At 39.7% G+C, this 26,271-nt stretch carries 24 protein-coding genes; 6 read left to right on the forward strand and 18 right to left on the reverse strand.

The window, feature by feature from the left end:
- Positions 1-13: 13 nt before the first annotated feature.
- From ACFFGT_RS07765 to ACFFGT_RS07835, 15 genes are all read right to left on the reverse strand, one after another.
- Entirely contained in the window at positions 14-565 is a 552-nt protein-coding gene (locus tag ACFFGT_RS07765; RefSeq protein WP_377021945.1) for a WcaF family extracellular polysaccharide biosynthesis acetyltransferase, read from the reverse strand.
- 48 nt (positions 566-613) lie between these two features.
- Positions 614-1,756: an acyltransferase family protein gene (locus ACFFGT_RS07770; protein ID WP_377021946.1), complete on the reverse strand. Its 1,143-nt coding sequence runs from the start codon at positions 1,754-1,756 to the stop codon at positions 614-616.
- Positions 1,757-1,796: 40 nt separating this feature from the next.
- Positions 1,797-2,981 carry a glycosyltransferase gene (locus ACFFGT_RS07775; protein ID WP_377021947.1) on the reverse strand — a complete coding sequence of 395 codons (1,185 nt, stop codon included), beginning with the start codon at positions 2,979-2,981 and terminating at the stop codon, positions 1,797-1,799.
- Between the two features lie 8 nt (positions 2,982-2,989).
- Entirely contained in the window at positions 2,990-4,201 is a 1,212-nt protein-coding gene (locus ACFFGT_RS07780) for a glycosyltransferase family 4 protein (RefSeq protein WP_377021948.1), read from the reverse strand.
- Positions 4,202-4,220: 19 nt separating this feature from the next.
- Positions 4,221-5,606 (reverse strand): hypothetical protein, encoded by a 1,386-nt coding sequence (locus ACFFGT_RS07785; protein ID WP_377021949.1) that lies wholly within the window; start codon positions 5,604-5,606, stop codon positions 4,221-4,223.
- 18 nt (positions 5,607-5,624) lie between these two features.
- Positions 5,625-6,788, reverse strand: coding sequence for a glycosyltransferase family 4 protein (locus tag ACFFGT_RS07790; RefSeq protein ID WP_377021950.1), 1,164 nt, complete (start codon positions 6,786-6,788; stop codon positions 5,625-5,627).
- 8 nt (positions 6,789-6,796) lie between these two features.
- Entirely contained in the window at positions 6,797-7,846 is a 1,050-nt protein-coding gene (locus ACFFGT_RS07795; protein WP_377021951.1) for a glycosyltransferase family 4 protein, read from the reverse strand.
- 1 nt (position 7,847) lies between these two features.
- Complete coding sequence (locus ACFFGT_RS07800) at positions 7,848-8,954, reverse strand: acyltransferase family protein (protein ID WP_377021952.1); 1,107 nt, start codon at positions 8,952-8,954, stop codon at positions 7,848-7,850.
- Positions 8,955-8,966: 12 nt separating this feature from the next.
- On the reverse strand, positions 8,967-9,839 hold the full coding sequence (locus ACFFGT_RS07805; protein WP_377021953.1) for a glycosyltransferase family 2 protein: 873 nt from the start codon (positions 9,837-9,839) through the stop codon (positions 8,967-8,969).
- The gene (locus tag ACFFGT_RS07810; protein WP_377021954.1) at positions 9,836-10,969 is read right to left on the reverse strand and encodes a glycosyltransferase family protein; all 1,134 of its coding nucleotides are present in this window, start codon (positions 10,967-10,969) and stop codon (positions 9,836-9,838) included. Before ACFFGT_RS07810 ends, ACFFGT_RS07805 begins: the two co-directional genes overlap by 4 nt.
- A 55-nt stretch (positions 10,970-11,024) precedes the next feature.
- Positions 11,025-11,993, reverse strand: coding sequence for a hypothetical protein (locus ACFFGT_RS07815; protein WP_377021955.1), 969 nt, complete (start codon positions 11,991-11,993; stop codon positions 11,025-11,027).
- A 6-nt stretch (positions 11,994-11,999) separates the two neighbouring features.
- A complete protein-coding gene (locus ACFFGT_RS07820) occupies positions 12,000-12,557 on the reverse strand; it encodes an acyltransferase (RefSeq protein WP_377021956.1) in 558 nt (185 codons plus the stop codon).
- A complete protein-coding gene (locus ACFFGT_RS07825; RefSeq protein ID WP_377021957.1) occupies positions 12,554-13,858 on the reverse strand; it encodes an MATE family efflux transporter in 1,305 nt (434 codons plus the stop codon). The genes ACFFGT_RS07820 and ACFFGT_RS07825 overlap by 4 nt, the downstream gene beginning before the upstream one ends.
- A gap of 94 nt (positions 13,859-13,952) precedes the next feature.
- Positions 13,953-16,286 (reverse strand): GumC family protein, encoded by a 2,334-nt coding sequence (locus ACFFGT_RS07830; protein WP_377021958.1) that lies wholly within the window; start codon positions 16,284-16,286, stop codon positions 13,953-13,955.
- A gap of 38 nt (positions 16,287-16,324) precedes the next feature.
- Positions 16,325-17,107: a polysaccharide biosynthesis/export family protein gene (locus tag ACFFGT_RS07835; protein WP_377021959.1), complete on the reverse strand. Its 783-nt coding sequence runs from the start codon at positions 17,105-17,107 to the stop codon at positions 16,325-16,327.
- Between the two features lie 205 nt (positions 17,108-17,312).
- On the opposite strand from ACFFGT_RS07835, the gene ACFFGT_RS07840 reads away from it, so the two are divergent.
- Entirely contained in the window at positions 17,313-17,549 is a 237-nt protein-coding gene (locus tag ACFFGT_RS07840; protein WP_377021960.1) for a hypothetical protein, read from the forward strand.
- A gap of 13 nt (positions 17,550-17,562) precedes the next feature.
- Here ACFFGT_RS07840 and ACFFGT_RS07845 read toward each other — a convergent pair whose 3' ends face one another.
- The gene (locus ACFFGT_RS07845; protein ID WP_377021961.1) at positions 17,563-17,952 is read right to left on the reverse strand and encodes a response regulator; all 390 of its coding nucleotides are present in this window, start codon (positions 17,950-17,952) and stop codon (positions 17,563-17,565) included.
- Between the two features lie 168 nt (positions 17,953-18,120).
- Between ACFFGT_RS07845 and ACFFGT_RS07850 the strand changes: the two genes are divergently transcribed.
- Positions 18,121-18,342, forward strand: coding sequence for a hypothetical protein (locus ACFFGT_RS07850; protein ID WP_377021962.1), 222 nt, complete (start codon positions 18,121-18,123; stop codon positions 18,340-18,342).
- A 26-nt stretch (positions 18,343-18,368) separates the two neighbouring features.
- On the opposite strand, the gene ACFFGT_RS07855 is transcribed toward ACFFGT_RS07850, so the two are convergent.
- A complete protein-coding gene (locus ACFFGT_RS07855) occupies positions 18,369-19,670 on the reverse strand; it encodes a WcaI family glycosyltransferase (RefSeq protein WP_377021963.1) in 1,302 nt (433 codons plus the stop codon).
- Between the two features lie 836 nt (positions 19,671-20,506).
- Here ACFFGT_RS07855 and ACFFGT_RS07860 point away from each other — a divergent pair.
- Positions 20,507-21,040 carry a UpxY family transcription antiterminator gene (locus tag ACFFGT_RS07860; RefSeq protein WP_377021964.1) on the forward strand — a complete coding sequence of 178 codons (534 nt, stop codon included), beginning with the start codon at positions 20,507-20,509 and terminating at the stop codon, positions 21,038-21,040.
- A 103-nt stretch (positions 21,041-21,143) separates the two neighbouring features.
- Positions 21,144-21,512 carry a hypothetical protein gene (locus tag ACFFGT_RS07865; RefSeq protein ID WP_377021965.1) on the forward strand — a complete coding sequence of 123 codons (369 nt, stop codon included), beginning with the start codon at positions 21,144-21,146 and terminating at the stop codon, positions 21,510-21,512.
- Between the two features lie 215 nt (positions 21,513-21,727).
- Here ACFFGT_RS07865 and ACFFGT_RS07870 read toward each other — a convergent pair whose 3' ends face one another.
- The gene (locus ACFFGT_RS07870; RefSeq protein WP_377021966.1) at positions 21,728-22,288 is read right to left on the reverse strand and encodes an inorganic diphosphatase; all 561 of its coding nucleotides are present in this window, start codon (positions 22,286-22,288) and stop codon (positions 21,728-21,730) included.
- 852 nt (positions 22,289-23,140) lie between these two features.
- Here ACFFGT_RS07870 and ACFFGT_RS07875 point away from each other — a divergent pair.
- Together ACFFGT_RS07875 and ACFFGT_RS07880 are read left to right on the forward strand one after the other, a co-directional pair.
- The gene (locus ACFFGT_RS07875; RefSeq protein WP_377021967.1) at positions 23,141-23,476 is read left to right on the forward strand and encodes a hypothetical protein; all 336 of its coding nucleotides are present in this window, start codon (positions 23,141-23,143) and stop codon (positions 23,474-23,476) included.
- Positions 23,477-23,859: 383 nt separating this feature from the next.
- Positions 23,860-26,271, forward strand: a complete 2,412-nt coding sequence (locus tag ACFFGT_RS07880; RefSeq protein WP_377021968.1) for an FtsX-like permease family protein — start codon at positions 23,860-23,862, stop codon at positions 26,269-26,271.

A 26,271-nucleotide genomic window follows, 5' to 3' on the forward strand; every position in this document is an offset into this window, starting at 1 on the left:
CTGAACAGTAGTATTAGTCGGTAATGCCTTTTCTAACCCGTACAAATGATGCCGGGTTTCCTGAGTAGATACTCCATTGCTCAAGGTCTTTAGTGGCAACGGAATTCACAGTTAAAATGGAATGACTGCGGCAAACAACTCCCGGACATACCACGCTTTTTGCACCGATCCATGTACCATCGTCAAGCGTGATCTTACCCAAGCGGTATGGGAAATCTGTTTTGGTATAATCATGGTTGCCGGTTAGCAGCATGGCATCCTGTGAGATACAAACATTTTTTCCGATGCTGACATCTTCGAGGTTATCGATCCAAACCGATTCGCCTATCCAGGTATGATCACCAATACTAAGCCGCCATGGGTTTTTTATTTTAACCTTTGTTTTGATAACAACACCCTCGCCTACTTTTGAACCAAACAGTCTCAGTAAGGCTACTTTGAATTTATAGGGCCATGGGAACGCGCTGTTAAAAATAAAGTAGTTGATAAAATACCAAACTGTCACTTTTATTTTGCTGCCGTTTTGATAATCGCCGATTGTAAACTTTGAAAGATCTGTTTGCATGGAATAATAGAATGATTGCTGACCTTAATGAATTAGTGCCGAAATAGCTTATTCATTTACTGGTACTATTACCGCCGGTTGCTTTTTGGTGCGGGATAGTTTTTTTGCCAGTGCATGTGTTGGGGCTTCGATAAGCAGGTAAAAACCCCATGCTATAAAAACCATGAGTATTGAAAAGCCGAAAGGGATTAAAAAATTAACCGGCTTACCACCAAAATAATTAACCCAAACAATGCCAATTAACCTAAAAACAGGTTTGTGAATTAAGTACAGCGAAAACGAACAGGTGCCCAACACGTTCATTGCTTTGACAATACCTCCCGGGATATATTTATTCCAACGGTGTTCGGTACTAATGCCAAACCATAGCAACATGAGGTAAAAAAAACCGAAAAGCAGTTCAAGGTAAGGTGAAGGTATACCACGTACCTGCAGCACTACCGCTATTCCAATTGCTATTACTCCCGTTACTAAAAGCCAGTTTGATGGCTTGCGTAGTGTGCCGTTGGCATAATCCTTTGCAAGCAAAACCCCGGCACACCAAACAACCCAGTACATTGCAAAATCAGAACCCAGCCAAAACTGGCCACTGATAAAAAGGCCAAGTGCTATTAATGATACTATGCCGGTAATAATTATCAGCGCTTTATTGCCCCAGTTTTTGAGTAAGTAAAATACAACAGGAAATGCGATATAAAGTTCAAGCTCAACCGGCAGGGTCCACAATGCTCCGTTTGATGTAAGGGCGCCTGTTGTATAGTTTTGAACCATAAAAACATTTGCCAGGTACGAGGTATAGGGAGCAACCGGCAGCGCATATGTTTTTAATAAAACAAATTCGATTATTAAGGTGACGATTATAGCTATTAAATATGGGGGATAGATCCGGAAAAACCTCCTGATAGCGTATTCTTCTAAATTTAATTTACGGGCGTTATTACCTACATAAGGCAACGAGATGCAAAAACCGCTTAAAAGAAAAAACAGGATAACTCCCGACCCTAAAAAAGGTGTTGGTATAGAAATCCATGCAACGGCTTTATCAAATGCGGAAGCCGAAGATGATCCGCGCAGCGCGTTCCAACCAACCCATAAATCCTCCCTTACATGATATAATACTACACCAAATGCTGCTAACCCTCTGAGGTAAACTATAGTAGCAGATTCGCTCTTTGAAGTTTTAGTAGTCATTTTAAATTAAGTTAGATAATTATGAGACAAGGACAGGATGCTATTTTTCAAGCCTGATATCAAAGCTTTTTGTTAAATATTTGTAAATCTCCTCAATGCTGTTAAGCATGGTTTCAGTTTGGAACCGCCTGGAGTTTTTTATGCCGTTTTCAACTACAGTTTTGCGCTCAGCAGGTGATAGGTTTATAACATGATCAACAACCAATGCCGATTTATCTGCCCAGGAATTTGCGATGTCGCCTTGATTATTTCGTTTTTCAATCAGGAAGCCTGCTTTTCCTGCAACCTCCGTCATCGGTGCTTCATTGGTTGTAACTACCGGGCAGCCTGATGCCATTGCTTCGGCTATTGGCCATCCAAAGCCCTCGGCAAGGGATGGAAATAATAACAGCGTTGCGCCTGCATAGGCCAGCAGGGTTTGGTCATCACTGATATCTGTCAGGAAAAAGATCTCCTTGGCGTAAGCCGACTGTTGTTGTTTCTCTTTTAATGAAGCTGTTGGTTCTTTACCTATGAGCAGCAGGGGCAGTTTTCCGTTACCGAGCTTTCGCCATGATTCATAGATCTCTATTACCCCTTCACGATTTTTATACCATTGGTTACCGCCTATATGTAAAATATATCCCTGTGAAAGATCAACTCCAATTGATTTGCCAAACACCTGCCGGGTTTTATCTGTTTCGAGTGGTTTAAAATCCCGGTTCAGGCCGTTATAAACTACATCTGATAGTTGGGGTTTCCTGATTAACAGCTCCTGAAGGTCCTGGCTGGTTTTATTGGAAACCGATAGAAAATTTTTCCCTTTTAGATAACCTTTCCGTATGTACTGCTGATATAACCTACCGGTGAAACCGGTTGGGTTTTCTTTTATTTTGCCAAAGGCCGATTGCTGTGCTAAAAAGTCGTGACAGTGAATTATATGCGGGCGGTTAGCTACTAATGGCACCCATGGGCCTAAAGCATGATCGGTAAATACAAATAATGTTTGGCCGGGGTATGATTTTATCCGTTTACGGACCTGACCCGGAAACACCAGATATTGGTCAAGATATCCTAACCATTTTTTTAAACTTTTTGGCGCCGATAGCTTATAAAAATTAGCTTCAGGGGTCCAAACCTCAATTTGGTGCCCGCGTTGTTCCATACCGTTGGCCAACATTGCAGCAAAACGGGGCATGCTTTGCGAACCTAAAAACGGCGGGTGCGTAAAAAAAACAATGCGCATTGTGATAGTTAAACAGATACAGACCTGCGTTTGGCCTTATTAACTTTATTGATCAAATCCAGCATTGATTCCTTATGGGCTCGCTGCTGAAATTTCAAAGATATTTTACGGGAGTGATCGCTGAATTGCTGACGCAGTTGTTGATCATTAAGCAGTTTTACAACTTTCTCGGACAGTTCCGCGATGTTTCCAAAGTTGTATACAAAACCGTTTTTGTTGATCTGCACATCATCGGTATCGCCGTAACTGCCGCAAGTGCTGCTCAAAATCACCGGGCATCCCATATATATGGCTTCGCTGATAGCTAATGAATGCGGTTCAATACTGGCCGGGTGCACATAGGCATCGATGGCGGCATAATAAGCTGGTAATTCTAAGGGATCAACAAAGCCTGTAAAGTGTACTTTATTTACCTTCAGTTGTTCGGCCTTTTGCTTCAAACCTTCCAGGGTTTTACCTGAGCCTAAGATGAACGCATGGGCTTTATGTCCTTTGCTTTCCAGATCTATCAGCAGGTCTATCAGGTGCTCCTGGTTTTTCCAGGTTACCAGTTTTCCTACTACCGCTATAGCAAAATCATTTTCAGGGATCCCATATTGCCCGCGGATCTTGCTCCTTAACGCCGCTTTATTTTGAAAGGCATCGGCATATACATCTACATCAATAGGATAATGCATCCTGATAAACTTTTTTTCGGGTACGCCGTAAAGTTTAAAATATGCTTCATTGGCATCGCCTACCGTGAAAAAGTAATTCACCTTGTTATAATACTGCCTTAGTAAAAAAAACTTGGCCAAAAGTTTATACCATTTACGGCGCTGGCGGTTTTCAGAATCGGTAATATATACAATAGGCACATGGTTGGCTTTGGCCCATTTGTGTGCCCTGCGCTGTACTTTTTGAAAATGCCCGTAGGTAATAATAGCATCAGGATTAAACGAATCTAACTCTTCAGTTATCGAGGGGGCATCAAGCTCTTTGGTTGAAGGTAAAACCTGTTCGCCGTTTAGAAATTTATGATCAAACTCTTCCAGTCGCAGGTTGTTCCAGGATATTTCCTGGCCAAAATTTTTATCCACGTATTTTTTGTAGCCCAGCATCGAGGCAAAAAAGAGCTTTACATCTACATCTTTCATTTTTGTAAAGCTGATATACTGCGGACAAAAGTGCTGGATTGGATGCGATACAATGATGGCTACCCTAAAATTATTGTTTGACATAAGATTTTGTTGGTAATATCTATACTGCAAGAACCGATTTGGCTGCAGATTCTTTCAGCGCCTTATCCTGCTGATCATTATAATTTTTGATGATTAAAACGCTGCCTATTGCCAGCCAGAGCCAGATATTTACAGGCGGGTTTTTACCTACGGCCCCTATTGCTGCATTAAGGATAACATAACTCAGCAAAAACGAAAGCAATACCCCCCATTCCTTTCTTCGCATTTTTTGCCATATACCAAGGCAAAATATGATCATCCATAACCTGAATGCATACCATACAACAGCAAGATAGATCCCACCCTCATAAATAGTGGTATCAAAATCACTTTCGGTGCCGGTTTCCTCTAATTTTAAATCATTTGCATACTGGCTGATCTTTTCGGAACCGTTACTCATTACCCCCAGGCCATTGCCAAACATTATGGCAACGATATCCTGTTCAAAAACCCAGTTAGTCCAGTTTAAAAAGTTTCCCTGAACCCTTCCCTTGATCTCTTCGGATTGTGTACCTGAATCGTTATCGCTTGAGCGCTCATCATATGCTGCAAAAAACTCAGGCTTGACAGCACGGATACCTCCGAGCAATACAACGAATACTGCAACAGCAATCAACCCTTTTGACATAATTTGCCCCGGAGATTTAAGTGCTGCAAAGGCAAGGCCAAGTACCAAACAAACCCCGCAGCCTAATACTGCCGAACGCCCCCCTGTTATAAACGTGCCTATCAACAGCGCTACGCCCGTGGCAGCTAAGTATATGATCCGCCAGTTTTTTGCTTTTCCTTTAACCTCTTCCTTCGGCCAAAAAAAGCTCATTGCTAAAAATGTACATGCCATATTTAAAAACCATGAGTACTGGCCGGTAAAGGAAAATGTAGAACTTACCCTAAGCCGCCCCGCTGCCGAAAACCCTTCTAACGAGCCTCCGTCAACACTTAAGTTTAACCAATGGCTTGCGGGCAAACTATTTTGTAATACTGCTATACCTGTTGTTGGTATTAACGAGATGCAAATACAAATGACAAATATTTTAAATTCAGCCATCTTATCCGGAGGGAAAGCAAATGGCATCAATACACCAACAATCATGTATAACAGGTATTGCTTTAACCCGAAAATGCTTAAAATAGGGTCGTGAAAAACGGTGAATGCAACAGGCGGAATAAATACCAGCATCACTGTTTTCCAGTTTTTGAAAAGCGTTAATGCCAGGCCGCTCAATTTTGCTTTACTGATACTGAATATGCCCATGATGCATAAAATATCTTTTAAAAAGAACACCAAAAGCCCTAAAGCAGAAGGGAGCATTTTACGCATAAGGCCTTCAAAAATGAGTACAAAGACCAGTACGTAAAGCAGCTTTTTAATATAAACCCGTAATTTCTCCTGCTGATTATCCATGTAAACTTTGGTTAATTTTTATTTTTTAGCTGCAAACACATCGTTGAGCGATGCTATCAATAACCGGCCGGTTTCGTCCCAGCCTTTTAAACCGGTGGCTTTTTTTACCGCCTTTGCTTTCATGTTTTCATAAAGTAGTCCGTCATCGGCTAACAGCTGCAGCTTTTCGGCAATACTTTTGCTGCTCCTGATCGGAACTATAAAGCCTTCTTCTCCATTGGTTATGATGTCATCGGCACCTGTATTTTCTGTGGCAATAATGGGAACGCCGAATGACAGGGCCTCGCCCAAAACCAATGCTAATCCTTCTTCAATTGAAGGAAGGCAAAAAACACTGGCGCTTTTGTAAGCCGCTTCCAGCTCCTGCCCTTTTAAGATCCCTGTAAACACCACCCCATCCGGAATCACAACATCGGCCAAACCGTTAGGATTATTTTCCGGGCCTACAATTATTAATTTTTTGTTGGGATGATTTAATAATTTGAAAGCTTCAATTAAATATCTTAAACCTTTACGCACCGAGATGCTCCCAACATACAGGATGGTAAATACATCCTGATCTTTATCATCAACCAACTCTGCATTTCCTGCCAATTGATTAAAGCCGTATGGCACCCTGATCAGTTTATGCTCAGGAAAACCAGCTTCAATAAAGCTTCTTTTTACAAAGTTGGAGGGCATCAGGATATAATCGGCAATGTGGTACTCTTCAATCCGCCTTGCTTTTTCCTTATCATGAAAAGGTTGCCATTGCAGCTTTAATGATTCAAACTCTTCTTTCATTAAATTTTCCTGGTACTGCACATGGCTGTTCACAGCTTCTACAATAACTATTTTACCCTTGCTTTTGGCTTTTTTGCTGGCATTGAGGCCGCTGCCATTATAGTACATGAAAATATCGGCATCATCTAAATATTTTATGCAGGCATTATCCTGTTCAATCTTAGCTAAATAAGCCAATTGTGTACTGATAAACTTAGGGGCTTTGAACCTTAGGCTTGCCAAATAAATTGTTTGAAGTTTATCTGTACGCACTAATTTATTTCCTATTTCGGTAAACGCCGCACGCGGGCTCCAGCGCGAAAAACCACTTACAAACTTATGCAGGATCCCAGCTTCATGAAGCGCAAGCGCATAACGGTAATGATGGCTCCGGTTAGGCGACGTATAAATTACTTTCATAAATTTTGTTATTGCACTGCGGGATTAATGAGATCGAAATATTGTTTGGCAACCACTTTACTGGTATGTGCTTTGAGATGAGCATCTGCTTCCCCTCTTAGTTTTTCCTGTAAAAGTTTATCGGTCAGGAGGCTTTTAATTGTATTTATCAGGTCTTGCAAATCACCTCTTTTAAATACCAGTCCTGCTTTGCCAACAGCATCGGGCAAGCCGCCACCGTCAGATACAATTGGGATACAACCGCATGCAAGCCCTTCCAAAGCAACTATCCCAAATGGTTCCTGCCACCTTGAGGGGATGAGCATATATTTATGTTGATTTAGGCAGGCAACCAGCTTTTCGCCAGTTAAGCTGCCTTCAAACCTGATGATTTTCCCGATGCCTGAATCTATAACATACTGTTTTAGTTTTTCAAAATCCTTTCCCTCTCCAATTACAGTTAATGAAATTTCAGAGGGATCTGAATTTGCTTGCAGGTATTCTTTATATAACTGCGCTATCGCTTCTATTGCTAAATCAGCTCCTTTATCAGATACCAGCCGGCCTAAAAAAACAAAGCTTTTCGGCTTATTATCATTAGTTACCGTTTGTACAAAAAGATCGTCATTGTATGCATTTTCAATTACAACTGCCGCAGGCCAGCACTTTTGACGGATGGCGTCACTTACAGCTATAACACTTGAGGCCTTCTTGAGCCACAAGTATTTCATTTTTGCAGGGAGGGACTTTGAACCATCTTCATTGCTTATCCATGTATTTAAGGATACAACCAGTGGCTTTCTGAAAAAAGCAGCCGGCCATGACATCCTTAAAACCGGGCTGTTTTCAAAAACTACATCGGCCCAGTTATGCTCGGCCAGTAATTGTTTTAAGCCGGGGTTGCGGACAACCTTATAAGGAAACACTTTGGTACCTGATTGCTGTGTCCAGGTGAGCAGATGTACCTCGGCTCCGTAGTTGTGAAATGCTTTTGCCAAAAATTCGGCATTGGCTTCTGTTCCGCCCAAATCGGGGTAAAACTTATGTGTAAGTAATAATACCTTCAGAGATTGAGCCATATTAAGTATTGGCTTTTGCCAGTGATAAGGTTTTTCCTTTTTGAAGTGCTTTCTTGAAAAAACTTGTCCAGTGCTTCCGGTTTTCTTCCAAAATGTAACCGATTACCATGGTAGCTGTGAATACAATCAGCATAGCTATTGTAAATTGCGTAACATCAAACAGCCTGGTTTTCCATAGTGATCGTACCAGTACCAGCATAGGGTCATGCAGCACATATAACGGAAATGTCAGATCAGCAAACTTCCTGATGAAGTTTACAACCGGGCTTGGCTTTTTAACTTCTTTGTTTTCGTACTGAGGCAGCATCCATAATGCCAGTGCTACAAAAACGCCTATTATAAAATCGGTAATGAACTGTCCGGCAAAAAACAACGGGGCTTTGCCTAAATGAAGCGGATAGCCCGGCAGTACACAAAATAATGTTATTGCTATGCCAATCATTACCGTAATTAACAACCATGACAGCGTATGGCTTTTTATTGGGTTTTTAAACCGGTATGCGCAATTGCCCAGGAGCCAAATCGGCATCATCAGCAAAATTTTTGGCCCGGCTATTAAACATGCAGCTAATGGTAACAATAACCCTTTCCAGCCCTTAGTCCTGAAGAAAAACAAGCCAAATACCACGTAATACCAAAACTCATATGATAATGACCACAATGGCCCGTTAATAGGTGGCGAGGCAGATAAGAACCAAACTTCATTCAAGAACAGGCCTGATATGATATATCGTGGCCACGAAACGCCGCGGGTATAGTGAGCTAATAAAGCGGGATCAGAAAACTTAACAACAATTTCAATCAGGGCGGTGATCAGTAACGTTGGAATCACAACCGAATATAACCTGCTTAACCTGGCCTGGGTATATTGTAAAAGGCCCCTGTTATTTGCTGTAGTTGAATATGCTATAACGTAGCCGGACAGGGCAAAAAATATGACAACTGCCATATGGCCCCAATCCACACCATTGTAATTATATCCAACTGTAGTGAACCATTGGGCATAGCCATGCCCTAAAAAAACAACCAGAGCGGCCACGATACGCAGGCTATCCATAAAAATGCTTGTCCCGCCGGCTATCTTTTTAGGTGCTTGTGAATAAATCATTGTTTTGCGCAATTAGATTTTACCGGTAAAAAACATACCGATAAGGCTTGACCTCGAGTAAGATTTGTCGGCCCTTATTTCGTTTGTCATTTTGAGGCGTCCAAGTGTATTTATAGCTAAATATTCCACAGCCAAACGCCCAACAATTAATGTGTTTAAAAGCGGCTTTGCCGGATATTTTCCAAATTTCTTAAGCAGTTTTATCCTGTTTTGATAAAAACGGATAACGCGCCTGCCTACTTTTTGCGGTGTACCGCTGCCTTTATGAAATGCCCTTACCGGAATTACACCAATACCCCAGCCTTTACGGATGGCGCTCATGCAAATATCATGATCAAGCTCCAGCCAGTCGTAATTTTCATCAAAGCCGCCTACCTGCTGTAATACCTCTTTCCGTATTACCATGGCGCAGGTATATACGGTTATTTGCTTAGGGCTTTTGTTAAAATATTTTTGATAGTACCCATGCAGTTTTTGGCCGAGTATCACGCTCATGGCATCCGGTTCAGGTTCAAAAGCTACTGCCGGGTTTCCATCGGCATTTTCGGTGCTGTAAGCAGCTATGCCAATGGTTGGGTTAGCCTCAAAAAACGCTTTTGTTTTAAGGATGTACTCCTCAAGCGGCCAGGCATCAGAGTCAAACAGGATCACCAGATCGGTATCAGTAGCGCTTAACCCTTTATTTAAGCTTTTAACCAGGCCTAAGTTTTGCGGGTTACGAAGCAGCTGCACATTGTTAAACTTGTTTTCAAACAACTCGGTTGAGCAATCGTCAACAACAGTGAACTGATCGATCTTATCATCTGCGTAACGTAAACAGTGATCGATACACTTGGAGGTCATCTCCATGGTGTTGTAATTGGTAGTTATTATTCCAACGGTCATGATTTCACACTCAATTTAAACATGGCGCTATACTGTTCGGCAGCGTTTTTGGGACTATATTTTTCGGCGAAGCCGGGATCCTGGTTTATAAACTTTTTTATATCGGTTATATATTTCAGCTCTTCAATCTCATCCCTTTTTTGATCATCATTGGCAAAACCATCGCGCAAAATGATAACAGGGCATTGGTTGTATAAGGCGGCTGCTATACTGCCGCTTTTTTCAAATAAAACTTTCGGATGGTTGGAAAGGCTTACATCACAGGTACCCAGGTAATCGGCTATATCGTTTTCGGCCCATTCGCCTAATACATGCATCTGGATTCCGGTTACTTCGTTTAATTTGGAAAACTGTTCCTTTATCCCCGGGCTTTTACCCGCATGGGTGATTATCAGTTTTTTATTAAACTGATCGTTAATACTTACCGATAATTGCTTTATCCGTTCGGCAAGCAAATCATGATAATGAAAACCTCCAAAAAAACAAGCTAAAACATAAGCTGTATTATCAATCCTATAGTTGGCTGGTAACTGCTCGTAAATCTTTCTCCGGGTATGGTCGCCTAAAGGCATATTACTGAATACCGGTATTTTATTTGTATCGATACCTGCTTTTGAAAGGCTCTTTTGATAATAGCCGTTGGTTGTTGAAATACACTTAGGCTTTAATGCCTTCACAACTGCTATTGCTGATCGCTTTTGAAAAAATCCGATGATCTTATCTTTCAGCGTACTATCTTTTGATTCGCCCTGCCAGATCTCATGAAACATCACATGTACATTGGCACCAGTCTTTAAACGCCTGAGCTGTTTGGCCAGGTCAAAAACAATTCCGCGTTTGTTAAATGAATAACCTACATATTGCAGGCTTATCCAGTCGGGGGTAAAAGCATCTGTTACTTCTTTCAGCTTTGCAAAGCGTGTCCGGGCATCCATTGAAGCGGAAAGGCGAATTTCTGCGATCCCTTCATCTCCTGCCCGCTCAATCAAAGTAGTGATGTGGCGATCATTCAGCGCAAAAAGGAATACCTGGTGGCCTTGTTTTACAAACTCCCGCGCCAGTTTTTGTGAATAATCTCCAACGCCATCACGTCCGGGTTCCAAAGATCCGCAAACAAGCAAAATCCTCATATTATGGTATAAAAATTCGGGGATGATTTATTATTGCTCCTGATATCCAACTTGCTTAGTTCCTGGTGTAAAACCGGCCGATAAATGCGCCTACGCTTACAACAAGGTTTTTGCGCTGCACATAGTTGTTTTTAAAAAGATTAATGGGATGATCAACGCATTTCCAGAACTTTTTATCTACACTTCTTGGGCTTACCCCCAACAGTGATTGTTTCAGGAATTTAATGCGCCAGGGTTTAGGGCTCCCTAAGGCATGAAGCATCAATGTTGCACCTCCCTGCAGGCCCATACCCTCTTTACCAACAAAACTCACCACCCCGTCCCAGGCGCCAATTGCAATATTCAAAGCGTCCTGATCGGTTTTGCTGAAAGGAGCATAATCACCGGCGTGCTCCTTAGCCAGGTTTGCCTCGCCGGGGAATGGGGCCCGGCTTAAACCGCCTATTAAGGGGCCTATTTTTTCCTGGATCATAATCCAGGTATCAACCAGGCCGATATCTTTTTTATTTACACCTATAAACCCGGAGTTTACATAAATCTCTCTCTCGAGGTTAAGGTTGATATCAAACTTTCCAAAATATTTTTTCCATGCCATTTTGCGGGGATGGTTGGGAGGAAGCGGCGAATTCACATCCTCACAAACGGTAACCCCGAATGAAACCCATTCTTCATAAAAATCCCAGCTGTAATCTAAAATTATATCCGGATCGAAGTAAAAAATATTTTCTGCGTCACGGGCCGGGCCTTCAAAAAGCCACTTCAAAAAATCAGGTTTATAATTGGCTAAGTGATAAGCGGTTTTTAACTTAACAAAATGGATTTTTATATCATCATTAACTTTGTAAGTTGCTAATTGCAGATCGTCAAAAAGAGATAAATCTGTTGCAGTAGCCCAGGGGGGCAATTCGCCTAAATAACCGGCATAGATATCCCCTTTATAACCATGTTTATAAAGCGAATTAACAAATGCCGCGACACCAAGATGGTAATGTCCTTCAAAAAGCGTACAAATAACTGTTTGCATAGTATTTTATCTGTTTTTAATAAAGCGGGCGGGTGTACCGGCCCATATCTGGTAATCGGGAATTGATTTGTTGACCAAAGAACCGGCACCTATAATACTGCCCTCACCTATAGTTACCCCCTGAAGAATAATACTATGCGTCCCAATCCATACATCGTTCTTTAAAATTATTGGCTTGTGTATAACTGGCTGCTGATTGATTGGCAAACTGCGGTCCATTTCGCGGCCTGCATCAACAAAGGTTGTGTTGGCTGCTATCAGGCAATCATCGCCTATTGTTAACCCTAATGTGATGTTAAAATCGCAGCCATGACCAATAAAAACACGCTGACCGATTTTTACAAAGTTGGTTTCGGCAAATGGCTGGGGGGTTTTGAAAACCACATCATCTTCAATTACACTTTCTTTTCCAACACTGATTTTGCCGGGCCATTTACACTTGATCTTACCTAAAACCACACTTTCATTAATTTGCATCCCTAAAAACTTATAATATTTTTTCCGGAGCGATAAACTAACATTGCTAAGTTTATGCCTTAACATAGCCGGGTATCTCTGTTTCATGAAACTATTTGTTTTGGTAGTTTGGAAACCCTGTAAATGAAGTATATAATTAAAATTATAAAGGCGAGTAAAAAGTCGACGATAGAAAACATCAGCACATTGGTTGTTTTTGAAAGGTCCATGGTAACAACCAACAATAGCTGGAATAATATATTGATGGTTAAATTAATTACCGGCTTTATGATCCAGCCCCGCGAAACCAAAACAGAATAGGTAACGCCGGCAAGCATAGCCAGACAGCTTGAAATGGTAATTAAAAGCATCTCCTTATTGAGGTTTGCATACCCCTTGCCCAATACCCAAAGTACCTGTGAAGGGAACAGCAATACGATAACAACTATAATAAAGCTGATTATAAAAAGTGCCGCTTCAATTTGTATAAACCGTTGTACCAATAACTTTTTTTGCTCGGGCAACCGGGCAAAACGCGGTACAATCAGGGTGCTGAATAAAGTGGTAAAAACGGTTAAAACGGTAGTTAAGCGGCTTAATGCGCCAACATGGGCTATGGATTGTGTATTTCCAAAAATGGAGATCAGCCAAATGGTTATCTGCCCTGATACGCAAAAATAAATAGCCCCCGGTAATGACCGTTTTACTATTGAAAGGATTTCTTTTTCAATAACCGGATCAGATTTTTGTAAGGGATCGGCATACTCGGCTGAGATTTTCCTTAACTGAACGTTAGCCCACATGCGCGGGATACCGTTTCCTAATATTGCCACAGCTGTAAACGGAAACAACAGCAGTGAACCAATCATTAGTACAAAGCGCCCTAAACCTGCAGATAGTTGATTTTTTTGCAGCTTGTTTATTCCCTGGTGCAGTTTGGAGGCTGTTTCGAGCAATGTATCGCTTAATGCCGCAAAGAACGATGGGATGATGGCCAGCACAACAAAGCATGAAGATAATAGTGATGCACCGTTATGTACAAGCAGGTAAAAAAGTACCGGTAAAGAGATCAGTAAACTGAATACGCCGAATATTTTACGCAGTTTGAGGCCGCTGGCAATTACAACTCCTAATTTCTCGCGGTCGCGCCAAACTTTCCCTCCCTGTGCCATTACCCCTGATGAGATGCCGCCATCGGCCAGTACAGTCATTGTACCGAGCATGGTATTTGCCAGTGTATAAAAAGCGTACTCTGTTGTAGGCAACAACCTAACAATCAAGATCCCGGTTAACAAGCCCAATAGCTGAATAACTGCCTGGGCAGAAAATGTGACGGCAACAAGCTTAGTCCATTGCTGCCATTTTTCGAACCTGCCATTCACAGCAATGTTACTTGTTAAACTTTTCATATAGCAGGCAATATTGAGGGGAGTTTAGTCATCAAATGCATATCGTTAAACTTTAGCTGCATTTATAAATAAAAGAATGAGATTAAATGGATGGTTAAAACCTGCTCATGAATTTTTTGAACCTGCTTTTCACACTTTTGGAAGGCTCCTTGATATAGCTGTTTTTTTGATAGATATAGCTATTGGCATGCAGCTCACTTTTAACAGCGTTAAAAACCAGTTTCATCCTTGGCAATTTATTGTCATTGCGCAGTTCGCTTATAAAGCCCAGTTCCTGGCTTGGGGTATAATCCTGCCTGATCACATAAAGGCATAAATCACACATCGGAGAAATGATCATCGCATCCGTTAAAATATGAACCGGAGGCGTATCAATAAGAATGTGGTCATATTTTAATTTTAAGTCGGCAAGCAGGTTGGCCAGTTGCTTGCTTTCAAGCAATTCTGAAGGATTTGGCGGCACGGCACCACCGCAAATGATGTGCAGGTCATCTGAGATCTCCGACTTTTGAATTATTTGTGCCTGATTTGCGTTACCTATAATATAATCTGTTAACCCGATAGTTGAATTTTTCAGGTTAAAGCGTTTAGCCAGGGTTGGGTTCCGTAAATCCAGTTCAACAAGGATTGTTTTTCTTCCGGCAATGGCTAAAACTGCCCCCAAATTACTTAACACAAAACTTTTGCCTTCGCCAGAAATACTTGAAGTAAACAGTGTGGTTTTGCCTGGGTTATTATTGTTATTGTGTAAATAGCTCAGCTTGGTACGCAAATCCCTAAACTGCTCGCCGATAAAGGTTTTTTGATTGAGCACTACAATAGGATCCGTAGTATCAGAATCGGTGATCTCGATCAAAACAGGCATTCCTGTACCTTCAATGATAGCATTTTTGCTCGAAACCTTATTTTTAAAGGCATCCCTTCCGTATATCATGCCGGTGGGTACAATAAGCCCGAATAAAAGCGCCATGGCATAAACCGACCCGGGAATTGGCGCACTTTGCGACCCGTAATGTGCCTGATCAATGGTAACGGCATCAGAAATTGTTGAGGCGTAATCTAAACTTAACTCCTCCTTTTTCTGAAGCAGGTAAACAAATAAATTCTCCTTAATCCCTTTCATACGGTCAATATCCTTCAGGTCTCTTTCCTGGCCGGGTAAGCTGCGTATGGTTGATTGATATGAGGAGCCAACACTTTGCAGGTTTCTTTGAGTTTCTATTAAGGAAGCCCTGGTTGCTTTTAAATTTTCCCGCAAGGCCGACCGTGTTAACGTTATTTGCTGGTTTATGGGATTGAATAAGGGGTTACTTTCAGGTAATGTAGAGAGCATTTTGGTACGCTCCAACTGCAAGTCGGTTAAGCGGTCGATATATCCCTGCAGCGCAGGACTGTTTATACCCAATGTTGACGGAGTATTACCTTTGCCATCATCAGAGTTGAGGTAACGTTCAACACCATCCAAAACACTTACCTGAATTTTAATATCATTAAGCTGCTTTTCATTTGATTGGGCCCCTCCCACGTACTGAGACGACTGATCGGCAATTTCAGTGATACCACGTACACTTTTATACCCTGTATACTTGTTTTCAACGTTATTCAGCTCCTGGGTAATGGAACCTAAACGTTCCTCAACAAACTTGATGGTATTTTGGGTAGAGCTGCGCTTCTGTTCTACCGAGGCAGCCATGTAAACCCTTATCAGGTCGTCAACAATTTCACGGCCCCGCTCCGGAACCTCATCTTCCAGCCGGAAAGCAACCATTGAACTTTTGGCTACAGGCGATTCATGAATGGCACCTTGATAATAACCTACAACATCATCTATCTCACGTAGCTTTATCCTTATAGTTTTACCTATGTAACGATTAAAATCAGGTGATTTATCAAGCCTCCAGGTGCCAAAACTATTAACCAGGTTATTTTGAAACGCAAACCTGATTGATTTTTCCTTAGGTTGTTTTATTAAAAATGTGCTGTCGCTTTCAATTACAATATCAAATATTGAATTTAACGAACCTTTTCCACGGCTAATTAATTTAAACTGCACCGGGGTAGTGTTATAAATATCCTTGTACGAATAATATGGCGTTGGTTCCAGGTAAGTAGTCCATAATTGTAAATCCTCCACTACCTGCCTGGTTACCGGAATTGAACTCATTAAGCCCATTTGCTCATCAATACCTGTTTGAGCTTCGGTTAAATTAATTGCTTCAAGGGCGGCTTTGTTTGCTTCCTTTTGCTGGTCTTTAACCATCACTTTGGCATAGATCTGGTAAACTGGCCGCTTATACTTAAGATAAAAAACGGCGAGCCCAAAACACACAGCCAGGAAAACTATATATAAAGGCCAATGAAACAAGATCTTATTAAAAAAGATCCTGACTTTGGCCGATCCTGAATCATTAGAATTGACAAGCTCCATATTATATTTTTATTTATTGAAATAACTTTTAGGGTATTTTATTTAGTTACCTGGTAGGTAACCAATATTAATGAGGCTATTGAAATTACAATTGGCAGTATTTTAAGTAAGGTGCTCTGGCTTGCAAACTTATTTTTACCTGGCTCAACATAGATCAGATCATTGCTTTTGAGATAATAATATGGCGATTCGAATAACCTTGGTGAGGTAATATCTATATTTATATATTTCCGTTTGCCATCAACCTCTCTGACCAATAAAATATTATTACGGTTGGCGGTTGGCGTAAGGTCACCGGCACGGCTAAGCGCATCGGTAATTGAAAACCGTTCATCAGTAACAGAAAGCACGTCGGGATGAGCTACGTCGCCCAATACCGAAACTTTAAAATTCATTAAAGCAACTGTTACTTCCGGTTCTTTCAGGTATGATGAAATTTTACCTTTAATAACAGCGGCGGCTTCTTCAAGTGAAAGCTGGCCTACCTTAACGCCGTGTACTAAAGGAAGCTGAATTTCACCGTCTTTATTTACCAGGTAGCCATCGCTTGGGGAAGATGCGGAACTGCTGCCATCTTTACCTTTAGCCGTAGTCGGCGCCCCGCTATTAAAAATAGCTGACCCATCTGAATTTAAACTTTTGACATTTAATGCTAAAACATCGCCGGGCTGTATGGTTGGCGGAGAAAAATTGGTAATTTTATAACCCATTTCAGGGTTTCTTTCAAGTCCCTGGAAATAAAGCTTCTCCTTGTAGTTGGCACAAGATGTCAGCATTACCATTAAAAATAAAAGCGTTGTAAATAATTGATTTTTCATCATGATTGATTTAATTATTTCTTTAAAAAACCGGGCCGTGAGTTCATCCCCGGCACCTTAAAAGATGTTAATACAGCTTTAACTGTTAGCAGAATATGATTAGTTGGAAAGCAACATTAAATGATTAAATAATTGTTGCAACATTATTAGGGGAAAACCGTATAGCAGTTCAAATACATTTTATTCTTTATTCAAAAGCATATTTGCGATGACGCCACCCCTTCAAAAGAAAATTTATTTAACTGACTTAGAACAAAATCTGACCTTTGCGGGCTTCTTCAAATCTTATAAAGAAGTAAATGATCATGTTATTGCCACTATGCGTGATATTGAAGTTTATGACTACACTTCTTCAATTCCGTTATTCACCATGCGGGAGGCTACCCTGAAAAAAAGCAAGTGTAAAATTTATATTGATAGTATTACCGGTTGCTTAAACAATTGAGATTTTGTGCTGATTATACCGGCTCTAATATTTTTTTGAGCGTAGCTTTTGTTAGGGGTTTTATGATATAATCTAAAACGAAATCATATTTTTTTGACAGGGCCAGGTCTGACGGATCAATTGAGGATGACATAATATAAACATCTATTTTTTTTGCTAAACCGGCCCTCAGCTTACTATATTTATGAAGGAATGTAGCACCGCTCATAATAGCCATATTAACGTCAACAAATATCATATCGGGCAATCCATCGCTGTTAGCTTTATTTTCAATTAAAAAATCAAGAACTTTTGTTGCATCGAAATAATATTTAGTTACTGGCTCATATGATAAATAGGTTTCAATCATTCTTTGAATAATAAAATGTTGAATTGGCTCATCGTCAATAAATATTAATTTCACACAGGTTAGGGTTTATAGTGTTTATTATTGAACAAGTATTTAATTGCCTTTTTAATATATTATGCCAGTTAAAACAATTACATAGTATTATATAAAAACCAATCAATTCTTTCCATTCGGAAAAAGATTGCCATAAAATTTTATTTTCTTTGCGCCAATAATTAAACTATGACTGAGCCCGTTACAAAAAAAATATATATTACCGATCTGAACATCAACCTTACCTTTTTGGGTGAGGTTAAATCCTTTGAAAACAAGAATGAAAACATTACAGTTTTATTGAGCAATGTTACTGTGTACGAATATTCATCCTCAAATTATTTATATTCTCAGCCTGAAATTTCACTGTCGGGCCCCGCGTCGCGCTTCCATATTGAAGACGCTGTGTAAATATTACCGTTAACTAATTTTTGATTTTAATCCGCATCCCTGTCCAATCTTAAATACTTAATTCCTTTTGGTTCGGGATATACAGTTTTTTGCATATTTGACATCATCCTTCTGATCACCTTACTGATATTAAGGTGATTTTCGGCATAATTACGGGCATTCATTTTAATTTCAGTGCTATCAGATGTACAGCAGTTCAGGATCGCCTCTTTTAAATGATCAATATCCTCCGGCGGAGCAACAACGCCCATGTTATTGTCTTTTATCACTTCATATAAAGTAGTGCCCTGCTCTGCCGTCACCAGGGCCAATCCGCCAACGGCTAATATTGTAGTGAGTTTTGACGGCATAACCAGGTCGGCAGCACTCTTTTTTTGCAAAACAAGATGAACATCGGCCATATTCAAAAAGCTGTTAAATAAATGGCGTTCCTGAAGTGGAAAGAAACTCACGTTATCAAGCTGCTGTAACTTAGCCCGCTGAATGAGTTTATCTTTATGAGGGCCGGTGCCGCAGATAACAAACTTTATAAACTTAACAGATTTAAGTTTCTCCGCTACATCTAAAATTGCTTCAATTCCCTGCTTTTCGCCTATACTGCCAGAGTATAATACCACTTTATCATTAACATCAAAATTCCACTTTAATTTCAGTTCAGCACAGTTGCTCAAAGGGTAACAGGTATCTGTATCAACCCAGTTGGGAAAAAATGAAATCTCCCGGTTAATTTTACAGCTGATTTTTTTAAGCATGCCCTTGGAGATGGAGCTTACAAAATCAACCTTCTGCATGATGAATTTTTCCATTGCGAATAAAATTTTAAATGCCATTTTTGATTTTAGCATATTCAAATCTCTCGCGGCCTCAATTTGCAGGTCCTGGATATGGTAAATAATTTCGCCCCGTTTAAAGAACCTGTAAAACAGCCCTAAAAAACCTAAATGAAAGGGTGGGGCTATGCAAAAAATGTAATCGTTTTTTGGCTTAAACAACAGGGAAATTATCATGAAAAAAGCCGACACAAAAAAAGTGGCTTCGTGAATGAGCCGCTTTAAACCACCGGGTTTCTCAGGTATATATAACGGACATCTGTATACAGTAAGCTTACCGTCCTTTAGTACTTCGCGCTTATAAAACCTATTTATATACGGTGACTGTACTTTCCAGAATGGATAATACGGAAAAGATGTTACTACAGTACATTCATAATTATTATCAACAAACCATTCAACCATGTCTCCGGTGTATTTTCCAATGCCCGTCAATTCAGGAGAAAAGTTGATGCCTATAACTAATATCTTTTTACTCGATGCGTTTGGCCTATTCATTTGATTAAGTTATCAGCGAGGGGATTAAAAATCCTTGTTATTTTAAAAATCCTGTTATGCCCTGACTTCAATGCACTTAGCGTTAATTTCCCACTGCCGGCATACAAAATGTGGCCCGGCAACCTGCTCTTTTTATAAGTAAATTAACTTGGGTACTGTGGTTGCAGTAATTATCAGATTGGTCAGGGATACTAATTGATAATTGAGTATAGCTTCGCCATTTCACTTACAATGACTCTTTTTCAATTAAAAATTGCTGTGCCTGTTTATCAATTCATTATCAATGTTTAATTAAACATGAATTTTATTTAACACATTGATACAAAATTACCCATATAATTCACTTTTCATCAACAAAACTGGCGATTGTTTTAAAATGTACAAAAGTGTGATATTATTCACATTTCTGTAACAAATCAACAACCATTTACGTATGGGCATCCTCCATAAAAATCAGGCAGAAACAGATCAACTAAACAAGCCCCTTACAAAAGCCATTTTTATACCTCAACCCAACGATTAAAGAAAATCAGGCTGCTTTTATAACAACTATAAGTTAAAAGCATTTTTTGCGTAACTATTCATTAATTTTTTTACTGATTTTAGCATCCTGCCGGTTAAAAACCTCCATCATCCGCAGTTGATAATTATTCAAACACAATTACTAAAACAGGTGTATTTTTCACACCACACTTTTTCACATTTTGAAAACAAATTGTGTGAGACTATGCGAATTATTAAACTAAATGGCGATTTTTATGAAAATAACGTACAACAATTGAAAAGCATTCAGTTTGATTATCTATCTAATTTTCAAACTATTAAAAAACAGCACTATGATGAAGAACGCCGTTTTACTTAAACCAACATCTACCAATTGGATGGTTGTTTATACAAGATCAAGATTTGAAAAAAAAATAGACCGTACCTTAAATGATAACCAAATCACCTCTTTTTGCCCGGTGATTAAATCACTAAAAAAATGGGCCGACCGAAACAAAATGATAGAAACTCCATTATTTCCATCATACGTTTTTGTTAAGGTAAATGCAGGTGAACAGCTTAAGGTAAAGCAGGTTCCGGGGGTAATAAATTTTGTATCTTATTGCGGAAGGCCTGTTATACTAAATGAACTGGAAATTGAACGGATAAAATCAATAGTTAACAACTATTCGGAAGTTGAGCTTATAAGTGTTCAAAATTTGAATATCGGTAATAAGGTTAAAATAAAGGATGGATTATTGTATAATTACCAGGGTGTGGTTACTCAAATTATGGGCAAAGCCATATTAATGACCATTGAACAGCTTAACTGCGTTTTAACAGTGAAGGTAAACGTAGATCAAATTTGTTTAAATGTTGCAAGTTAACTTTTTAAGATGTATTATTAACTTGTTGCTAATTTTTTATTATACAACTTAATTAAGATTACGATTGTTATTTAAGTAGTTCAAAACACATTTATAAAAACTTATGGATTTGCACCATGGTGAAATAGTGGAGAAAGTGGTTAGGCGCAAAGGCTGCAGCATAAGCGAAATCGCACGATTCACTAATGTTAACAGACGCTCCGTTTATTACTGGTTTAATCAAAAATATCTAAAACCAAAGATCATATACAAAATAGGGCTTTGCCTTAAGCACGATTTTTCTGTCGAATTTCCTCATTTGTTTACAGAGGGTGAATTTGACAATATTAAAAATCAAGGCTATAATCAAGCTCCGGATTATCATGCAGATGAGATGGAGGACTCGTACTGGAGGGATAAATACATAGAGCTATTGGAGAAGTACAATAAAAGCCTTCTCGAAAACTCAAAAAAGAAATTTAATCAGCGGTAGAAAGAGTGCCCTGGCTAAATAGATTAAAACCACAAACTGAAACTACTTATATAAACAGAGCAGGAAAAAAGTAAGAAGAGCCAACAATACTAAACTAAACTTATAAACTCAACTATAATACCCGCCGGGAGGCGAAGTGAAAATAAAAAATGCTTAACTCAACAACCCGATTAACAGGGAGTTGAATTAAGCATTTTTTTCTGTCCGTAATCTTTTTAACCTGCAACTTTGTTTTGAACCGGTTTAAAATTAACGTCATATAGCACCATGCTGTCTTCTATAACGCGGTGCCCGTAGCTTACCCCCATCCAGCGCTCAACAGTTACATTTTTACCTTCCAAAACTTTATAATCCTTAAAGAAACATTCAATCTCTTTAATAGTATGAGGAGGCAATTCGCTTAAATCATTTATGTAATTTACCGACATATCATTGTTGGCAACGGCAATAATTTTATCATCCTGCTGACCATTATCAATCATGTGCATTACCCCGATCACCTTTGCTTCAATGATGGACATTGGAAAAACATCAACCGAACATAATACTAAAATATCAAGCGGATCCTCATCATCACAATAGGTTTGAGGAATAAACCCATAATTAGCCGGGTACATTACGGATGAAAAAAGCACACGGTCTAATTTTAAAAGTCCGGATTCTTTATCAATCTCATACTTAGCTTTTGAGCCCTTTGGAATTTCAATAACGGCGTTTACAACATAAGGAATTTTAGGCCCGGTTGAAACTTCATGCCATGGATGCTGTGTACTCATTGGTAGTAATTTAATATTTTGACGATTTTTTTATGAAAGTACTAACAATTTGGCAAATTTGTTAAAATATCCCTATTCTATTTTTTATACACTTTACTACTCAAATACTTCTCAACCTGTCGTTTTTTCTCAATTTAACTGGTTTACAGGATTGTACAATATCAAAATCCCCCCTGGCAACTGACAATTTCCCGGCGAACACCACAGCAATAATCATTTTTCAATATTGAAAGAAGATTATTGCCGGGATCATTCAGTATTAAAAAAATGCGATAAAGGATATAATTTAAAACTTTAGAGTGGTACTTAATTTTATAGAAAGTGATTGCTTACTGAATTTTTAAATTACCCGACCATCAGGTTAATTCCATATTAATTAACTATTAATATAATAACGATTAGCGCGATAAAACCTGGCACCAATTTTCACAATTGCATTACAAGCATTAAAAGTGTAACATTATTGTAGCAATTCGTGATCTCACTTCTCACTATTTCTTTTTTTAGTCTGCACATAAATTCCAAAATCCATAAAACGGGAATAAAATTTCACACTATGTATACATTATTCCACATTATGCGCGTAATTAAATACACGGTATTTTATTTAAAAAAATAAATCAGGAAAATAAATGTCGCAAAAGTTAAATTTATTCGTAAAAGTGGGGAATCTCATTTGTTACTAAATCAACCTCTCCTATCAATTTCGTCAAGATTAAATTTGGGACACTGGCACAGATGTTGCAATACATGGTTACCTAACAATGGTTAGTCAGCTGATTAACAACTAATTATTAGTTAGCACCTAAGCTTATTTTGGATTACTTTTTTAACTTTTTACAGCTAAAAATTATGCAAAAACATCACGGTCAAATTGTAGAGATACTCGTCAGAAAAAAAGGCTTCAGCATTACCGAACTCGCACAGCATTCAGATGTGAGCAGAAGCGTGGTATACCAATGGTTTAACAGGAAAGAGCTAAATGCAGATATTATTCACCGCATAGGCCGAATTGTAGATCATGACTTTTCGAATGAATTTCCAGAATATTTCCAGAAAAGAACTAATGATACATATGATGCCAGGAGCAGGGAAATGATGCGCCCAAATCAAAACAGGGTAAATCTTTGGAAAGATAAGTACATCATTTTACTGGAGCAATACATTCAATTACTATCAACTGAATAGGATAAATTGCCTGTTCAGTAATCAACCTGTATTTAAATGCATTATTGTGCATTTTTATACAGGCATAATATATCCCTTCTAAACAGCTCTCGAAACTTAGCTAAAGGTTGCTTTCTCCTTTTTCAGCATTTTGAACAAAGGAGAAACCTTCTACCCTACCCGATCCAGGGCTATTAAGCTTGTCTTTTGCTCCACGACCATCCATTTATAAGTTCATTTTCAGCTTGTTACAAAAACGAACGTAGGCATGTACGTTTTTGATACATCCCCAAGTCAACACGCCTGAATAAATCACTAAAAATCAACAACTTAATACATTGGCACTATATTTTAAACAGCACTTTAAGATCATTCTTTTTAGTCCTCTTTAAACCCATAATGTCATGATTAAAAATTACTTAAAAGTTGCTTGGCGAAATCTTTTAAAGAATAAAGTTTCTTCCCTGATCAATATCGGCGGCCTTGCTATTGGTATGGCCGTAACTATCCTGATCAGCTTATGGATCCGGGATGAGTTATCATTTGATAAATACCATCAAAATTACGATCGCATTGCCCAGGTAAGGACCCGGCTTACCGATCCACATACTAAAGAGCCCTTTGCAAATGGGTCGATGCAGGTTCCGATGGTAACGGAGCTTAAAACCAACTATAAAGATAATTTCAAGCATATTGTCATGGCTTCGTGGGATATTGACGACATCCTGTCGGCCGGGGATAAAAAGCTTTCCAGAACAGGCCTGTTCATGGATCCCGGCGCACCTGAAATGTTAACGTTGAAAATGATTTATGGCTCGCGGGCGGGGTTAACAGATCCTTATTCAATCATGCTTTCGCAATCAACTTCCCGGGCTTTTTTTGGTGATATCAACCCGGTAAACCGGTTAATGAAAATCAATAACAAATTTAATGTGAAGGTTACCGGTGTTTATGAAGATCTGCCGGTAAATACCCAGTTCAAAGATCTTAAGTTTATCTCACCTGCCGATTTATGGGTAATCGATAATCCCTGGATAAAACAAGCATCAAGTGACTGGCAAAACCACTTCCTTAAAATTTATGTGGAGATCAACCCGAATACTGATTTTGACAAGGTTTCAAGAAACATTAAAGATGCCGAATTAAAGAACCTTGCCAACTTTAAAGACGAGGCTAAACTAAACCCGCAGGTATTTTTACACCCCATGCGCGACTGGCACCTACATAATTACAAACGGGGCGTTGCCGATACCGGTCCGATGCAAATGTTATATCTTATCGGTATCATCGGAGGCTTTGTGTTGCTGCTGGCCTGTATCAATTTCATGAACCTAAGCACTGCACGTTCAGAAAAACGCGCTAAGGAAATAGGTGTCAGAAAAGCCATCGGTTCCATGCGTAAACAACTGATAGGCCAGTTTTACAGCGAATCCTTTTTAGTTGTGCTGCTCTCATTCCTGGTATCGCTCATCCTTGTGCGCTTATCACTCTCCTGGTTCAACGATCTATCGGCTAAGCAGATACTAATCCCATGGCAAAATGTTTATTTTTGGGTGGCTGGTATAGGCTTTATTTTTATCACCAGCACAATAGCAGGCAGTTACCCGGCCTTGTACCTGTCATCTTTTAACCCGGTAAAAGTATTAAAGGGCACTTTCAGGGTTGGGCGTTTTGCTTCTATCCCGCGCAAGGTACTGGTAGTAGCACAGTTTACGGTATCTGTAGCTCTGATCATTTGTACTATTATTGTTTACAGGCAAATTCAGATTGCCAAAAACCGCCCGGTTGGTTATACCCGCGAAGGGTTGGTAATGATCGAAAAAAAATCAAGCGATTTTGATGGGAAGTACGATCTGCTCCGCTCCGAGCTGAAAAACACAGGCGTAGTAACCGAAATGTCCGAATCATTCGGGAAAGTTACCGAGATAGCTTCAGGCAACGGGGGCTTTACGTGGCGGGGTAAAAACCCTAACCTTGAGGATCAATTTGGCACCTTGCCCGTAACGTTTGAGTATGGCAAAACCGTAGGCTGGCAATTTGTGAACGGACGCGATTTTTCAAGAAATTTTATAACCGATTCATCGGGTATAGTGATCAACGAATCGGCCGTGAAATACATGGGATTAAAAAACCCCATTGGTGAAGAAGTCAGCTGGAAATTCCAGGATCAGCCAATAAAGCATTATAAAATCCTGGGCGTGGTTAAAGATATGATCATGGAATCGCCCTATGCGCCGATGTCCCCTACCATATTCATGATCAAAGGCCATGTACCCACAAGCCTGATCAACATTAAGATAAAACCCGATGTAAGCGCCAGCCAGGCATTACCTAAAATAGAAGCAGTTTTCAAAAAGCTCATCCCATCGGCCCCCTTCGAGTACAAATTTGCTGATGACGAATATGCCTCAAAATTTGCCGCCGAAGAACATATTGGCAGGCTGGCTACTGTTTTTGCCGGATTGGCGATCATCATTTCATGCCTCGGCCTTTTCGGTTTGGCCTCGTTTGTTGCAGAACAACGGGTAAAGGAGATAGGTGTACGCAAAGTACTGGGAGCATCCGTATTCAATTTATGGCGATTGCTCTCAAAAGATTTTGTGCTGCTGGTTATCATAGCCCTGTTAATTGCTTCTCCCCTTGCCTGGTATTTCATGAACAAGTGGCTGCAGCATTATCAGTTCCGTGCCGAGATCTCCTGGTGGATTTTTGCAGTAACCGCTGCCGGTGCCCTTTTGATCACTTTATTAACGGTAAGCTATCAAAGCATCAGGGCGGCACTGGAAAACCCGGTAAAAAGTTTAAGGAGCGAATAA

The organism is Mucilaginibacter angelicae, from assembly GCF_042434235.1.
GTDB lineage: Bacteria > Bacteroidota > Bacteroidia > Sphingobacteriales > Sphingobacteriaceae > Mucilaginibacter > Mucilaginibacter angelicae.

Bases quoted from the DNA above. Each gene is read 5' to 3' on its own strand.
- ACFFGT_RS07765 (WP_377021945.1), bottom strand. From the start codon at position 565: ATGCAAACAGATCTTTCAAAGTTTACAATCGGCGATTATCAAAACGGC.
- ACFFGT_RS07770 (WP_377021946.1), bottom strand. From the start codon at position 1,756: ATGACTACTAAAACTTCAAAGAGCGAATCTGCTACTATAGTTTACCTC.
- ACFFGT_RS07775 (WP_377021947.1), bottom strand. From the start codon at position 2,981: ATGCGCATTGTTTTTTTTACGCACCCGCCGTTTTTAGGTTCGCAAAGC.
- ACFFGT_RS07780 (WP_377021948.1), bottom strand. From the start codon at position 4,201: ATGTCAAACAATAATTTTAGGGTAGCCATCATTGTATCGCATCCAATC.
- ACFFGT_RS07785 (WP_377021949.1), bottom strand. From the start codon at position 5,606: ATGGATAATCAGCAGGAGAAATTACGGGTTTATATTAAAAAGCTGCTT.
- ACFFGT_RS07790 (WP_377021950.1), bottom strand. From the start codon at position 6,788: ATGAAAGTAATTTATACGTCGCCTAACCGGAGCCATCATTACCGTTAT.
- ACFFGT_RS07795 (WP_377021951.1), bottom strand. From the start codon at position 7,846: ATGGCTCAATCTCTGAAGGTATTATTACTTACACATAAGTTTTACCCC.
- ACFFGT_RS07800 (WP_377021952.1), bottom strand. From the start codon at position 8,954: ATGATTTATTCACAAGCACCTAAAAAGATAGCCGGCGGGACAAGCATT.
- ACFFGT_RS07805 (WP_377021953.1), bottom strand. From the start codon at position 9,839: ATGACCGTTGGAATAATAACTACCAATTACAACACCATGGAGATGACC.
- ACFFGT_RS07810 (WP_377021954.1), bottom strand. From the start codon at position 10,969: ATGAGGATTTTGCTTGTTTGCGGATCTTTGGAACCCGGACGTGATGGC.
- ACFFGT_RS07815 (WP_377021955.1), bottom strand. From the start codon at position 11,993: ATGCAAACAGTTATTTGTACGCTTTTTGAAGGACATTACCATCTTGGT.
- ACFFGT_RS07820 (WP_377021956.1), bottom strand. From the start codon at position 12,557: ATGAAACAGAGATACCCGGCTATGTTAAGGCATAAACTTAGCAATGTT.
- ACFFGT_RS07825 (WP_377021957.1), bottom strand. From the start codon at position 13,858: ATGAAAAGTTTAACAAGTAACATTGCTGTGAATGGCAGGTTCGAAAAA.
- ACFFGT_RS07830 (WP_377021958.1), bottom strand. From the start codon at position 16,286: ATGGAGCTTGTCAATTCTAATGATTCAGGATCGGCCAAAGTCAGGATC.
- ACFFGT_RS07835 (WP_377021959.1), bottom strand. From the start codon at position 17,107: ATGATGAAAAATCAATTATTTACAACGCTTTTATTTTTAATGGTAATG.
- ACFFGT_RS07840 (WP_377021960.1), top strand. From the start codon at position 17,313: ATGACGCCACCCCTTCAAAAGAAAATTTATTTAACTGACTTAGAACAA.
- ACFFGT_RS07850 (WP_377021962.1), top strand. From the start codon at position 18,121: ATGACTGAGCCCGTTACAAAAAAAATATATATTACCGATCTGAACATC.
- ACFFGT_RS07855 (WP_377021963.1), bottom strand. From the start codon at position 19,670: ATGAATAGGCCAAACGCATCGAGTAAAAAGATATTAGTTATAGGCATC.
- ACFFGT_RS07860 (WP_377021964.1), top strand. From the start codon at position 20,507: ATGATGAAGAACGCCGTTTTACTTAAACCAACATCTACCAATTGGATG.
- ACFFGT_RS07865 (WP_377021965.1), top strand. From the start codon at position 21,144: ATGGATTTGCACCATGGTGAAATAGTGGAGAAAGTGGTTAGGCGCAAA.
- ACFFGT_RS07870 (WP_377021966.1), bottom strand. From the start codon at position 22,288: ATGAGTACACAGCATCCATGGCATGAAGTTTCAACCGGGCCTAAAATT.
- ACFFGT_RS07875 (WP_377021967.1), top strand. From the start codon at position 23,141: ATGCAAAAACATCACGGTCAAATTGTAGAGATACTCGTCAGAAAAAAA.
- ACFFGT_RS07880 (WP_377021968.1), top strand. From the start codon at position 23,860: ATGATTAAAAATTACTTAAAAGTTGCTTGGCGAAATCTTTTAAAGAAT.